Origin of the sequence: Streptomyces manipurensis (genome assembly GCF_049570255.1) — a bacterium.
Classification (GTDB): Bacteria; Actinomycetota; Actinomycetes; order Streptomycetales; family Streptomycetaceae; genus Streptomyces; species Streptomyces manipurensis.
Window position 1 is genome coordinate 5,302,883 of the sequence record NZ_CP186950.1, and the last position, 13,130, is coordinate 5,316,012.

General features: G+C 71.0%; 11 protein-coding genes. 8 read left to right on the top strand and 3 right to left on the bottom strand.

What is annotated here, in order from left to right; translation table 11 throughout:
* Window positions 1–253: 253 nt before the first annotated feature.
* Window positions 254–799, bottom strand: coding sequence for an NADAR family protein (locus ACPU2J_RS24655; RefSeq protein WP_420079451.1), 546 nt, complete (start codon window positions 797–799; stop codon window positions 254–256).
* A 194-nt stretch (window positions 800–993) separates the two neighbouring features.
* Between ACPU2J_RS24655 and ACPU2J_RS24660 the strand changes: the two genes are divergently transcribed.
* From ACPU2J_RS24660 to ACPU2J_RS24695, 8 genes are all read left to right on the top strand, one after another.
* Window positions 994–2,508 (top strand): gamma-aminobutyraldehyde dehydrogenase, encoded by a 1,515-nt coding sequence (locus tag ACPU2J_RS24660; RefSeq protein ID WP_401164981.1) that lies wholly within the window; start codon window positions 994–996, stop codon window positions 2,506–2,508.
* 44 nt (window positions 2,509–2,552) lie between these two features.
* Window positions 2,553–3,803 (top strand): polyamine ABC transporter substrate-binding protein, encoded by a 1,251-nt coding sequence (locus ACPU2J_RS24665; RefSeq protein ID WP_423833993.1) that lies wholly within the window; start codon window positions 2,553–2,555, stop codon window positions 3,801–3,803.
* Window positions 3,804–3,900: 97 nt separating this feature from the next.
* On the top strand, window positions 3,901–5,067 hold the full coding sequence (locus ACPU2J_RS24670; protein WP_423833994.1) for an ABC transporter ATP-binding protein: 1,167 nt from the start codon (window positions 3,901–3,903) through the stop codon (window positions 5,065–5,067).
* Window positions 5,064–5,993, top strand: coding sequence for an ABC transporter permease (locus ACPU2J_RS24675; protein WP_420079449.1), 930 nt, complete (start codon window positions 5,064–5,066; stop codon window positions 5,991–5,993). The genes ACPU2J_RS24670 and ACPU2J_RS24675 overlap by 4 nt, the downstream gene beginning before the upstream one ends.
* Entirely contained in the window at window positions 5,993–6,799 is an 807-nt protein-coding gene (locus tag ACPU2J_RS24680) for an ABC transporter permease (RefSeq protein WP_361597619.1), read from the top strand. The genes ACPU2J_RS24675 and ACPU2J_RS24680 overlap by 1 nt, the downstream gene beginning before the upstream one ends.
* 25 nt (window positions 6,800–6,824) lie before the next feature.
* A complete protein-coding gene (locus ACPU2J_RS24685) occupies window positions 6,825–8,243 on the top strand; it encodes an NAD(P)/FAD-dependent oxidoreductase (protein ID WP_361597622.1) in 1,419 nt (472 codons plus the stop codon).
* Between the two features lie 156 nt (window positions 8,244–8,399).
* Window positions 8,400–8,864 (top strand): hypothetical protein, encoded by a 465-nt coding sequence (locus ACPU2J_RS24690; RefSeq protein ID WP_361597625.1) that lies wholly within the window; start codon window positions 8,400–8,402, stop codon window positions 8,862–8,864.
* A 108-nt stretch (window positions 8,865–8,972) separates the two neighbouring features.
* The gene (locus ACPU2J_RS24695) at window positions 8,973–10,766 is read left to right on the top strand and encodes a chitinase (protein ID WP_423835005.1); all 1,794 of its coding nucleotides are present in this window, start codon (window positions 8,973–8,975) and stop codon (window positions 10,764–10,766) included.
* Here ACPU2J_RS24695 and ACPU2J_RS24700 read toward each other — a convergent pair.
* Together ACPU2J_RS24700 and gabT are read right to left on the bottom strand one after the other, a co-directional pair.
* The gene (locus ACPU2J_RS24700) at window positions 10,726–11,532 is read right to left on the bottom strand and encodes a phosphatase PAP2 family protein (protein ID WP_423833995.1); all 807 of its coding nucleotides are present in this window, start codon (window positions 11,530–11,532) and stop codon (window positions 10,726–10,728) included. The two genes, ACPU2J_RS24695 and ACPU2J_RS24700, sit on opposite strands and share 41 nt — an antisense overlap.
* Window positions 11,533–11,743: 211 nt before the next feature.
* Window positions 11,744–13,093: a 4-aminobutyrate--2-oxoglutarate transaminase gene (gene gabT, locus ACPU2J_RS24705; protein WP_361597634.1), complete on the bottom strand. Its 1,350-nt coding sequence runs from the start codon at window positions 13,091–13,093 to the stop codon at window positions 11,744–11,746.
* Window positions 13,094–13,130: the final 37 nt, after the last annotated feature.

Below are 13,130 nucleotides of genomic sequence, written 5' to 3' on the forward strand. Positions count from 1 at the left end.
AAGGTGGCGGCGGCCGGTGTTTTCTCTGCAAAAGAAGGAGCCGCAGCCTGCGCACCGGGAGGTGCGTGACACAAGGCGTCCAGAGAACAAGGTCGGCGAAACCACAAGGTGCTCTACCAGCTGAGCTACACCGGCCCGAAGCCGGTGACGGGACTCGAACCCGCGGCCGCCCGATGATGAGTCGAAGTAGGTCTCGCCTTCGCACCTGGACGAGGAACACGGTAGGCGGCGCCCTTCCGGCTCCGCCAGCCAATTACGCGCGCAGCCGCGCGCGGGCCTCCATCAGGGCGAAGCCCAGCAGGTTCAGGCCGCGCCAGCGGGCCGGGTCCAGGGCGCGCTCGTCGTCGGCGGCCAGCCCGATGCCCCAGATGCGGTCCAGGGGGCTCGCCTCCACCAGCACGCGCTCCCCGGTACCCAGCAGGTAGGCGCGCAGCGCCGGGTCGGAGCCGAACTTGTGCACGCTGCCCTCGACGACCAGGGCGAAGCGCTCCCGCTCCCACGTCGCGTCGTCGAAGCCGCGCACGAGCCGGCCGATCTTCTTCGCCTCGGCGGGGCTGTTCGCCGCCACCGCGGCCCGTTCCGCTTCGGCGTCCCCGAACAGCCGGGCCTTGCCGGCCATCATCCAGTGCTCCGCCGTGGCGTACCGGACCTCACCGACAGTGAAGGAGGACGGCCACCACTGGCTCAGGCAGCTCGGACCGAGCGTCCCGTCCGGCCGCGGCCGGTGCCCCCAGAACGGCAGGTACTTCACCCGTTCACCACGGCTGACCTGCTTGATCAGGTCGTCGATCATCTCCATGCACGCGAGTCTGGCACCCGCCACGGACACTTCGTACGGGATTTTCGGTGTGCCTCGACACATGGTCGACCGATTCCGTCGCGTAATCAAAAGGCAACAACGGAATCACTTGGCCGAGGGCACCGCCTCTGCCAGGATCGGCACTCAATTCGAGCTGTAGCTCGAACTGTAGCTACGGAGAGCGTGAGAGCGTGATGGGCAACCGCTTCCAGGTCAAGGACCGCTTCGCAGACGGCGCGCAGTACATCGACGGGCAGCTCAGGCCCGGCACCTCCGGACGGTCACACACCGTGGTCGACCCGGCGACCGGGGACGAGGTCCTCACCTACGAGCTGGCGGGCACCGCGGACGTCGACGAGGCCGTCGCCGCCGCCCGGCGCGCCTTCCCGGGCTGGTCCGGCGCCACCCCCGGCGAGCGTTCGGACGCCCTGCACCGGCTGGCCGCCGTACTGGCCGAGCAGGCCGGGGACTTCGCGTACGCCGAGTCCCTCCAGTGCGGCAAGCCGATCAAGCTGTCGACCGAGTTCGACGTCCCGGGCACCATCGACAACACCGCCTTCTTCGCGGGCGCCGCCCGGCACCTCCAGGGGCAGGCGGCCGGCGAGTACTCCGGCGACCACACCTCGTACGTACGCCGCGAGGCCATCGGGGTCGTCGGCTCCATCGCCCCCTGGAACTACCCGCTCCAGATGGCCGCCTGGAAGATCCTCCCGGCGATCGCGGCGGGCAACACCATCGTCCTGAAGCCCGCCGAGCTCACCCCGCTCACCTCCCTGATGTTCGCGCAGGCCGCCAAGGAGGCGGGACTGCCCGACGGCGTGATCAACATCGTCACCGGAGCCGGCCGCGAGGCCGGGGAACACCTCGTCGGCCACCCCGACGTGGTGATGACCTCCTTCACCGGCTCCACCGCCGTCGGCAGGCGCGTCGCGGAGATCGCCACCGCCACCGTCAAGCGGCTGCACCTGGAGCTCGGCGGCAAGGCCCCCTTCGTCGTCTTCGACGACGCGGACCTGGAGGCCGCCGCGCACGGCGCCGTCGCCGCCTCCCTGATCAACACCGGCCAGGACTGCACCGCCGCCACCCGCGCCTACGTGCAGCGGCCCCTGCACGACGCCTTCGTCGCCCGGGTGGCCGAGCTGATGGAGACCGTCCGCCTCGGGGACCCCTTCGCGCCCGGCACCGACCTCGGACCGCTGGTCTCGCACGCCCAGCGCGACCGGGTCGCCGGCTTCGTCGAGCGCGCCCGCGGCTACGCCACCGTCGTCACCGGCGGGGAGATCCCGGGCGGGGACCTCGCCGCCGGCGCGTACTACCGGCCCACCCTGATCACCGGGGCCGCCCAGGACAGCGAGGTGGTCCAGTCGGAGATCTTCGGCCCCGTCCTCGTCGTCCTGCCCTTCGACGCGGACGACGAGGGCATCGCGCTCGCCAACGACACCCCGTACGGGCTCGCCGCCTCCGCCTGGACCCGCGACCTCTACCGGGCGGGCCGCGCCACCCGGGAGATCCAGGCGGGCTGCGTCTGGGTCAACGACCACATCCCGATCATCAGCGAGATGCCCCACGGCGGGTACAAGGCGAGCGGCTTCGGCAAGGACATGTCCGCCTACTCCTTCGAGGAGTACACGCAGGTCAAGCACGTGATGTACGACAACACTGCGGTCGCCGCGAAGGACTGGCACCGCACGATCTTCGGGGACCGATAGAAACCCACCGCCCGACCGGCGGCACACCTCCGAAAGGCCACAGCATGGAGCAGTTCGAGCCCGACCGCCTCTCGGCGGCGCAACTCGCCGCGATGCGGCGCAGCCTGACCAGCGGGCGGGGTGCCCTCACCCGCCGGTCGCTGCTGCGCGCCTCCGGAGTCGGTGCGCTCACCCTCGGAGGGCTGTCCGCCCTCTCCGGCTGCGGGATCCCGCCCGCCAAGCGCGAGGGGGGCGAGGCCGCGGCCTCCGACGACCGCTCGGACCGGGAGAAGGAGCTCAACTTCTCCAACTGGACCGAGTACATGGACACCAGCGAGGACGAGAAGTCCCGCCCCACGCTGGCGGAGTTCACCAAGCGGACCGGGATCGACGTCAAGTACACCGAGGACATCAACGACAACGTCGAGTTCTTCGGCAAGATCAAACCCCAGCTCGCGGCCGGCCAGGACACCGGCCGCGACCTGATCGTCGTCACCGACTGGTTGGCCGCCCGCATCATCCGGCTGGGCTGGGCGCAGAAGCTCGACCCGGCCCACCTGCCCCACGCCTACGCCAACCTCTCCCCGCAGTTCCGCAGCCCCGACTGGGACCCGGGACGGGCCTACAGCTACCCCTGGACCGGCATATCCACCGTCATCGCCTACAACGAGAAGGCGACCGGCGGCAAGAAGGTCGACTCCGTCACCCAGATGCTCGACGACCCGTCCCTCAAGGGCCGGGTCGGCTTCCTGACGGAGATGCGCGACAGCGTCGGCATGACCCTGCTCGACCAGGGCAAGGACCCGGCCGCCTTCACGAACGCCGACTTCGACGAGGCGGTCGGCCGCCTCCAGAAGGGCGTGGACAAGAACCAGATCCGCCGCTTCACGGGCAACGACTACACCTCGGACCTCGACAAGGGCGACCTCGCGGCCTGCCTGGCGTGGGCGGGCGACGTCATCCAGCTCCAGGCCGGAAACTCGGACATCAAGTTCGCCATCCCCGCCGCCGGCTACATCACCTCCAGCGACAACCTGCTGGTCCCCGCCAAGGCACGGCACAAGGCCAACGCGGAGAAGCTCATCGACTACTACTACGAGCTTCCGGTCGCCGCGCAGCTGGCCGCCTACATCAGCTACGTCTGCCCGGTCGAGGGCGTCAAGGACGAGCTCGCGAAGATCGACGCCGAGCTCGCGGAGAACACCCTGATCGTCCCGGACAAGGCGATGACCGCCAAGTCCCACGCCTTCCGCTCGCTCACGAGCGAGGAGGAGACGGCGTACGAGGAGAAGTTCGCCAAGCTCATCGGCGCCTAGCCGCCGGCGGCGGCCGCGGCCCCCGCACCCGCGGGCCGCGGCCGCGCAGGCCCCCTCCCCTTGACCGCTCCGCCCCACAGACCCCCGGGACCCCTCCATGACTGACACGACCGACGGCGGCGACGTCCGCCTCTCCGGGATCAGCAAGCACTACGGCACCTTCACCGCCGTGCACCCGCTGGACCTGACCGTCCCCCAGGGCTCCTTCTTCGCCCTCCTCGGCGCCTCCGGCTGCGGGAAGACCACCACCCTGCGCATGATCGCGGGGCTGGAGGAACCCTCCACCGGCACGGTCCACCTCGGCGACCGCGAGGTCACCCACCTGCCGCCCTACAAGCGCCCGGTCAACACGGTCTTCCAGAGCTACGCGCTGTTCCCGCACCTGAGCATCTACGAGAACATAGCCTTCGGCCTGCGCCGCCGCGGCATCAAGTCGGTCAGGAAGCAGGTCGACGAGATGCTGGAGCTGGTCCAGCTCGGCCAGTTCGCCCAGCGCAAGCCGCACCAGCTCTCCGGCGGCCAGCAGCAGCGCGTGGCCGTGGCCCGCGCCCTGATCAACCACCCCCGGGTGCTCCTCCTCGACGAGCCCCTCGGCGCCCTCGACCTCAAGCTGCGGCGCCAGATGCAGCTGGAGCTCAAGCGCATCCAGACCGAGGTGGGCATCACCTTCGTGCACGTCACGCACGACCAGGAGGAGGCCATGACGATGGCCGACACGGTCGCCGTGATGAACGGCGGGCGGGTCGAACAGCTCGGCGCCCCCGCCGACCTCTACGAGAACCCGCGGACCACCTTCGTCGCGAACTTCCTCGGCACCTCGAACCTCATCGAGGCGTCCGTGGAGTCCGTCGGCTCCGACGTGGTCGTCTCCGCGTCCGGGACCGCGCTGCGGCTGCCCGCCGCCCGATGTTCGACCACGCCCCGCACCGGCGGGAAGCTGCTGGTCGGCATCCGTCCGGAGAAGGTGTCCCTGGTCCCGGCCGACGAGGAGAACACCATCGCGACGGGCCGCAACAGGATCACCGGCCGGATAGCCGCCTCCTCCTTCATCGGGGTCTCCACGCAGTTCGTCGTCGACAGCCCGGTCTGCCCCGAGCTGGAGGTCTACGTCCAGAACATCGAGCGCGACAGCCGGCTGGTCCCGGGCGCCGAAGTGGTCCTCCATTGGAACCCGGAGCACACCTTCGGCCTTGACGCCGGGCAGTCCGTGCTTGCAGGGACGACGGGCGACGCGGGCATCGAGACGGTCGAGGAGAGCGCGTGACCACCACGGCCGCGCCGCCCCAGGCGCCCGCACCCACCGAACCCCCGGTCCACAAGCCGTCGACCCGCAAGCGCCTGGTCCCGTACTGGCTGCTGCTCCCCGGGATCCTGTGGCTGCTGGTCTTCTTCGTCCTGCCGATGGTCTACCAGGCCTCCACCTCGGTGCAGACCGGCTCCCTCGAAGAGGGCTTCGAGGTCACCTGGCACTTCCGGACGTACTGGGACGCCTTCACCGAGTACCTGCCGCAGTTCCTTCGCTCCCTGCTCTACGCCGGCACCGCCACCGCGCTGTGCCTGCTGCTCGGGTACCCGCTGGCCTACCTGATCGCCTTCAAGGCGGGCCGCTGGCGCAACCTGCTGCTGGTCCTGGTCATCGCCCCCTTCTTCACCAGCTTCCTGATCCGCACGCTGGCCTGGAAGACGATCCTGGCCGACGGCGGGCCGGTGGTCGCCGGCCTCAACGCGATCGGCTTCCTCGACGTCACCAGCTGGCTCGGCATGACCGAGGGGGACCGGGTGCTGGCCACGCCGCTCGCGGTCGTCTGCGGCCTGACCTACAACTTCCTGCCCTTCATGATCCTGCCGCTGTACTCCTCCCTGGAGCGCATCGACACCCGCCTGCACGAGGCGGCCGGGGACCTGTACGCGCGCCCCGCCACGGTCTTCCGGAAGGTGACCTTCCCGCTCTCGATGCCGGGCGTGGTCTCCGGGACGCTGCTCACCTTCATCCCGGCCAGCGGCGACTACGTCAACGCCGAGCTGCTCGGCTCCACGGACACCCGGATGATCGGCAACGTCATCCAGTCGCAGTACCTGAGGATCCTCGACTACCCGACGGCGGCCGCGCTGTCGTTCATTCTCATGGCGATCGTGCTGATCATGGTCACCATCTACATCCGCCGAGCGGGGACGGAGGACCTGGTCTGATGCGCACACCCCTCGCCTGGCTGCGGCGCAACCTGGTCGTGATCGCCGGCCTCGGCACGCTCGCGTACATGATCCTGCCGAACGTCGTCGTCACCGTCTTCTCCTTCAACAACCCCTCCGGGCGCTTCAACTACGCCTGGCAGGAGTTCTCGCTCGACGCGTGGAAGGACCCCTGCGGCGTCGCCGACATGTGCGGCTCCCTCGGGCTCTCGCTGCAGATCGCCCTGTGGTCCACCCTCGTCGCGACCGCCCTCGGCACGGCCATCGCCTTCGCCCTGGTGCGCTACCGGTTCCGGGCGCGCGGCGCGGTCAACTCGCTGATCTTCCTGCCGATGGCCATGCCGGAGATCGTGATGGCGGCCTCGCTGCTCGCGCTCTTCCTCAACATGGGCATCCAGCTGGGCTTCTGGACCATCCTGATCGCCCACATCATGTTCTGCCTCAGCTTCGTCGTCGCCGCCGTCAAGGCCCGTGTCCTGTCCATGGACCCGCGGCTGGAGGAGGCCGCACGGGACCTCTACGCGGGACCGGTGCAGACCTTCCTGCGGGTGACCCTGCCCATCGCGGCACCGGGCATCGCGGCGGGCGCCCTGCTGTCCTTCGCGCTCTCGTTCGACGACTTCATCATCACCAACTTCAACTCGGGCAACACCGTCACCTTCCCCATGTTCGTGTGGGGATCGGCCCAGCGCGGCACGCCCGTACAGATCAACGTCATCGGCACGGCGATGTTCGTCATCGCGGTGCTGGTGGTCCTCGCCGGCCAGACGGTCGGCAACCGCCGCAAGAAGGCACAACCGAAGTAATCAGTTCCGTAGGGAGTTGGAAGCCATGGCCCCAGTCGCCATGCGTAGTGTTGCTGCATCACTTTCCGAAGCGAAGCCGGTCTCGTACTGGCTGGACGACCCCGGCAAGCCCGCCGCCGAGCCGGCGCTCACCTCCGACGAGCGTTGCGACCTGCTGGTCATCGGCGGCGGCTACAGCGGCCTGTGGACCGCGCTCCTCGCCAAGGAGCGCGACCCCGGGCGGGACGTCGTCCTGATCGAGAGCAAGGAGGCGGGCTGGGCCGCCTCCGGCCGCAACGGCGGCTTCTGCGCCGCCTCCCTCACGCACGGCCTGGGCAACGGGATCGCCCGCTGGCCCGGCGAGCTGGCCAAGCTGGAGGAGCTGGGCGCCCGCAACCTCGACGCCATCGAGGAGGCGGTCGCCCGCTACGGCATCGACTGCGACTTCGAGCGCACCGGCGAGATCGACGTCGCCACCGAGCCCCACCAGGTCGAGGAGCTGCGCGAGCTGCACGAGGAGGCGGTCCGCCTGGGCCTCGCCGACGGCTCCGAGTGGCTGGACCGCGACGCGGTGCGCGCCGAGGTGGACTCCCCGACCTTCCTCGCGGGCCTGTGGGACCGCGACGGCGTCGCCATGCTCAACCCCGCGAAGCTGGCCTGGGGCCTGAAGCGGGCGTGCCTGGACCTCGGCGTGCGGATCTACGAGAACACCCGCGGCCTCAAGCTCGCCCCGGCCGGACGCGGGATGACCGTGCAGACCCCCTACGGCACGATCCTGGCCCGCCGGGTCGCCCTGGGCACCAACATCTTCCCCTCGCTGGTCCGGCGGATCCGCCCGTTCACCGTCCCCGTGTACGACTACGCGCTGATGAGCGAGCCGCTGGACGAGGCCCAGCTGGCGGCCGTCGGCTGGAAGAACCGGCAGGGACTGGGCGACAGCGCCAACCAGTTCCACTACTTCCGGATCACCCGGGACCACCGGATCCTGTGGGGCGGCTACGACGCCATCTACCCCTACCGGGGCAGGCTCGACTCCGAGTACGACCACCGCCCCGAGACCTACCTCAAGCTCGCGGAGCACTTCTTCACCGCGTTCCCCCAGCTGGAGGGGCTGAAGTTCAGCCACGCCTGGGGCGGAGCCATCGACACCTGCTCGCGGTTCTCCGCCTTCTTCGGCACCGCGCACTCCGGGAAGGTGGCGTACGCGGCCGGCTACACGGGCCTCGGGGTGGGTGCCACCCGGTTCGGTGCCGACGTGATGCTGGACCTCCTCGACGGGCTCTCCACCGAGCGCACCCGGCTGGAGATGGTGAAGTCCAAGCCGATGCCGTTCCCGCCCGAGCCCTTCGCCTGGACCGGGATCGCCCTCACCAAGTGGTCGCTGGCCCGCGCGGACGCCCGGGGCGGCCACCGCAACCTGTGGCTGAAGGCGATGGACAAGCTCGGCCTCGGCTTCGACAGCTGAACCGCGCGCCGCGCTTCGCGCGCGCCGCCCTCCCCGCGCCGTCCGCCGTGTGACCCGGTTCACCTCCACGAGGTGGCGGAACCCGCGTCATAACCGCGCCCGGTCCCGCTCTCTGCGGGTGAGAACGCCTCACCTACAGGGAACGGAGGCCGGGCGATGACGACCCCGGGGGACAAGATCGCGGTGGACTGGCTGCTCTCGGCGGCGCCGGACCCGGACGCCTGCCGGTGGGAGTGGGAGCGCAGCCCCCTGGGGGTCGCCCTGCTGCCCGCCGGCCGGCTCTGGGACGTGCTGATCCTGCCGGGCGAGCTGGGGCAGGCCACCCTCGACGTGCTCGCACTGCTGCAGGAGCGCCCCGGACCGGTGCTCGCCGACTTCGGCGAGTCCAGGATGGGCTTCTTCGTGCCGCCGGGCACCGCCTCCCGCTGGATCGGCACGGGGGTCCGGGGCGCCGGCAGCGGCACCTGGATCGTGGTGCCGTACCCCGGCCGGGCCACCGGCGGCGTGCGCTGGGCGGTGCTCCCGGACGGGCGCGGCACCCTCACCGACCCGGTCCTGCTGGAGCTGGCGATGCACGAGGCGGCCGCCCGGGTGCTGGCGGGGGAGTGCCGGAACCCTTGACAGGGGCATTGGTCTGGACCATCTTGGGCGCCGCTGTGCCCGTACACCGACAGCAGCCTGGCTCCATCCCCCCATGCACCGGAGGCAGTTGTGCGCAGAGCATGGTCCATCCTCACGGCCGCCGCCCTGGCGGCCGCCGGCTTCCTCGCCGCGGGTCCGCCGGCCGCGGCGGCGGACGCCGACCTCGTCCGCAACGGCGGCTTCGAAGCCGGACTCGACGGCTGGAGCTGCTCCGCCGGCAGCGGAGCACCCGTCGCCTCACCCGTCCACGGCGGCACTTCGGCCCTGCGGGGCACCCCGGCCGGCCAGGACAACGCCCGCTGCTCCCAGACCGTCACCGTCGCCCCGGACTCCGCCTACACGCTCACCGCCTGGGTCCAGGGCGCGTACGTCTACCTCGGCGCGAGCGGCACCGGCACCACGGACGTCTCGGCCTGGACGCAGAGCCCGGGCGCCTGGAAGCAGCTCACGACCGGCTTCCGCACCGGGCCCGCCACGACCTCCGTGACCGTCTACACCCACGGCTGGTACGGCCAGCCCGCCCACCTCACCGACGACGTCACCCTCGTCGGCCCCGACCCGGGCGGCCCCGGCCAGCCCCAGCCCCCGGCCGCCCCCACCGGCCTCACGGGCACCGCGACCTCGTCGAGCACCGTGGCCCTGGCCTGGTCGGCGGTACCCGGCGCGACCTCCTACCTCGTCCACCGCGACGGGGCCGCACCCCTGCCGTCCGGCACCCCCGCGGCGACCGTGACCGGGCTCGCACCCGCCACCGCCCACACCTTCCGCGTCAGCGCCATGAACGCCGCCGGCGAGTCCGCCCGGAGCGCGCCCGTCACCGTGACGACGGGCACCGGCGGCGGGGGCGACGGCGGCGGAATCCCCGCCCACGCCCTGGTCGGCTACCTCCACGCCAGCTTCGCCAACGGCTCCGGCTACCTGCGCATGGCCGACGTACCCGCCTCCTGGGACGTCATCAACCTCGCCTTCGGCGAACCGACCTCGGTCACCTCCGGCGACATCCGCTTCCGGCTCTGCCCCGTCGCCGAATGCCCGAACGTCGAGACCCCGGCCGAGTTCAAGGCCGCCATCAAGGCCAAGCAGGCGGCCGGCAAGAAGGTGCTGATCTCGATCGGCGGCCAGAACGGACAGGTCCAGCTCTCCACCGTCGCCGCCCGCGACGCCTTCGTCACCTCCGTGAGCCGGATCATCGACGAGTACGGCCTCGACGGACTCGACATCGACTTCGAGGGCCACTCCCTGTCCCTGGCCACCGGCGACACCGACTTCCGGGCCCCCACCACCCCGGTCATCGTCAACCTGATCTCCGCGATCAAGATCCTCAAGGCCCGGTACGGCGCCGGATTCGTACTGACCATGGCCCCGGAGACCTTCTTCGTCCAGCTCGGCCACCAGTTCTACGGCTCCGGCCCCTGGGGCGGCCAGGACCCGCGCGCCGGCGCCTACCTCCCCGTCATCCACGCCCTGCGCGACGACCTCACCCTGCTCCACGTCCAGGACTACAACTCCGGCCCGATCATGGGCCTCGACGGGCAGTACCACTCGATGGGCGGCGCCGACTTCCACATCGCCATGAACGACATGCTCCTCACCGGCTTCCCGGTCGCGGGCAACAGCGCCCGGGTCTTCCCCGCCCTGCGCCCCGACCAGGTGGCGATCGGCCTCCCGGCCACCACCAACGCGGGCAACGGGCACACCTCGCCCGCCGAGGTGACCCGGGCGCTGGACTGCCTGACGAAGAACACGGGCTGCGGGAGCTACCGCCCCCACGGCGCCTGGCCCGGCCTGCGCGGCCTGATGACCTGGTCGATCAACTGGGACCGGTTCGGTGGCTGGGAGTTCAGCCGGAACTTCGACGCGTACTACGGCAGCACCGGCTGACCACCAGCAGCAGCGGTGTGCACAGCAGCAGGCTGGCCAGCACGTCCAGCGGCCAGTGGTACCCGCGCAGTACCAGTCCGGCGGCCGTCGTCCCCGTGAGGACGAGGGCGGCGGCCACCGGCCACCGCCGGCCGGCGTACGGCCGCAGGAGCAGGGCCGCGCCCGTGTACGCGACGAACGCGGTCGCGGTGTGGCCCGAGGGGAAATAGCCGGCGGCCCACGGCTCCAGCGGACCGGGGCGGGCCGTCCACACCTTCAGCGGCACCACGAGGGCCGGGACGGCCGCCATCGCCGCCACCGCGGCGGCCGCCCCGAGGCGGTTGCCGCGCAGTGCGGCGTACGCGGCGGCCAGCAGCAGCACGGGAAGGGCGACCGGGACGTTCCCGAGGTCCGAGAGGCGTTCGGTGACGGCGTCGGGGACCGTGCGGACCAGGGCGCGGCTGAGCCGGGCGTCCGCGGACAGCAGCGGGCCGGGGAGCAGCACCTGCCAGGTGGCCAGGGCGAGGAGGAGGGCGCAGAGCGCGGAGACGGCAAGGGGCCGGCGAGCGGCGGCCAGTGGGCCGCGAGGGGTGGCCGGCCGTCCCGGAACAGGGGGGATGGTTCCGAGACGGCCGGCCGGACCGGGTCGCCGCACGCCCCGGGGGGTTTGGGGCGGACGGCCGTCCGATCGGTGAGGAGTGTGCGCGAACGCACGACCAGTACGGCGCTGGGGAAGCCCGGTACCGGTATCGCTCCCGGTGGCCCGGGAACGAGCTTTTTCACTCATCTGAAGAAACCGTACGGCAGGGGGAGGGGGACCGACAGCAGGAACGCGCTCCCGCCATCGGCCCCCCACAGCTTCTTCACAGCGTCCGCCCGTTACCGTCGGTAGGAGGCGGATCGTGCGCTCGGACGTTCCACCCGTTCGAGCAGGTGGTCGGACCGGGCGTGGACCGGTCGCGTACCGGGCGAGGCCCGGTCGGCTCGGACCGGTCGGCTCAGACGACGTCCGTGCCGATGGCGGCGAAGGCCGCCTCGATGAGGTCCAGGCCCTCGTTCAGCAGGTGCTCGCCGATGACGATCGGCGGGAGGAAGCGGAGCACGTTGCCGTAGGTGCCGCAGGTGAGGACGAGCAGGCCCTCGGCGTGGCAGGCCTTGGCGAGCGCGCCGGCCGCCTCCGGGAACGGGGTCTTGGAGACCGGGTCTTTCACCAGCTCGATCGCGATCATGGCGCCGCGGCCGCGGATGTCGCCGATGATCTCGTACTTCTCCTGCATGGCCGTCAGGCGGGCCTTCATGATGGACTCGATCTTCTTCGCCTTGGCGTTGAGGTCGAGCTCCTTCATGGTCTCGATGGAGCCGAGCGCACCGGCGCACGCCACCGGGTTGCCGCCGTAGGTGCCGCCCAGGCCGCCCGCGTGGGCGGAGTCCATGATCTCGGCGCGGCCGGTCACGGCGGCGAGCGGCAGACCGCCCGCGATGCCCTTGGCGGTGGTGATCAGGTCGGGGACGATGCCCTCGTCCTCGCACGCGAACCACTGGCCGGTGCGGCAGAAGCCGGACTGGATCTCGTCGGCGACGAAGACGATGCCGTTCTCGTTGGCGAACTTCACGATCTCGGGCAGGAAGCCCTTGGCCGGCTCGATGAAGCCGCCCTCGCCGAGGACCGGCTCGATGATGATCGCGGCGACGTTCTCGGCGCCGATCTGCTTGCTGATCTGGTCGATCGCCTGGGCGGCGGCCTCGGGGCCGCAGTTCTCGGCACCGGTGGGCCAGCGGTAGCCGTAGGCGACCGGGACGCGGTAGACCTCGGGGGCGAACGGACCGAAGCCGTGCTTGTACGGCATGTTCTTCGCGGTCAGCGCCATGGTGAGGTTCGTGCGGCCGTGGTAGCCGTGGTCGAAGACGACGACGGCCTGGCGCTTGGTGTACGAACGGGCGATCTTGACGGCGTTCTCGACGGCCTCGGCGCCCGAGTTGAACAGGGCCGACTTCTTGGCGTGGTCACCCGGGGTCAGCTCGGCGAGGGCCTCGCAGACCTCGACGTAGCCCTCGTACGGGGTGACCATGAAGCAGGTGTGGGTGAAGTCGGCGAGCTGCGCGGACGCCCGGCGCACGACGGCCTCGGCGGAGGCGCCGACGGAGGTCACGGCGATGCCGGAGCCGAAGTCGATCAGGCGGTTGCCGTCGACGTCCTCGATGATGCCGCCGCCGGCGCGGGCGGTGAAGACGGGCAGTACGGAGCCCACGCCACCGGCCACCGTCTCCAGGCGACGGGCCTGCAGCTCCTGCGACTTGGGGCCGGGGATCGCGGTGACGATCTTGCGCTCCTGCGGGACAGCGGTCATAGAGGGCTCCTGGGGGGTGTTTTCGGACGCACTTGTG

Bases quoted from the DNA above. Each gene is read 5' to 3' on its own strand.
- ACPU2J_RS24685 (WP_361597622.1), top strand. From the start codon at position 6,825: ATGGCCCCAGTCGCCATGCGTAGTGTTGCTGCATCACTTTCCGAAGCG.
- ACPU2J_RS24655 (WP_420079451.1), bottom strand. From the start codon at position 799: ATGGAGATGATCGACGACCTGATCAAGCAGGTCAGCCGTGGTGAACGG.
- ACPU2J_RS24680 (WP_361597619.1), top strand. From the start codon at position 5,993: ATGCGCACACCCCTCGCCTGGCTGCGGCGCAACCTGGTCGTGATCGCC.
- ACPU2J_RS24700 (WP_423833995.1), bottom strand. From the start codon at position 11,532: ATGAGTGAAAAAGCTCGTTCCCGGGCCACCGGGAGCGATACCGGTACC.
- gabT (WP_361597634.1), bottom strand. From the start codon at position 13,093: ATGACCGCTGTCCCGCAGGAGCGCAAGATCGTCACCGCGATCCCCGGC.
- ACPU2J_RS24665 (WP_423833993.1), top strand. From the start codon at position 2,553: ATGGAGCAGTTCGAGCCCGACCGCCTCTCGGCGGCGCAACTCGCCGCG.
- ACPU2J_RS24660 (WP_401164981.1), top strand. From the start codon at position 994: ATGGGCAACCGCTTCCAGGTCAAGGACCGCTTCGCAGACGGCGCGCAG.
- ACPU2J_RS24690 (WP_361597625.1), top strand. From the start codon at position 8,400: ATGACGACCCCGGGGGACAAGATCGCGGTGGACTGGCTGCTCTCGGCG.
- ACPU2J_RS24670 (WP_423833994.1), top strand. From the start codon at position 3,901: ATGACTGACACGACCGACGGCGGCGACGTCCGCCTCTCCGGGATCAGC.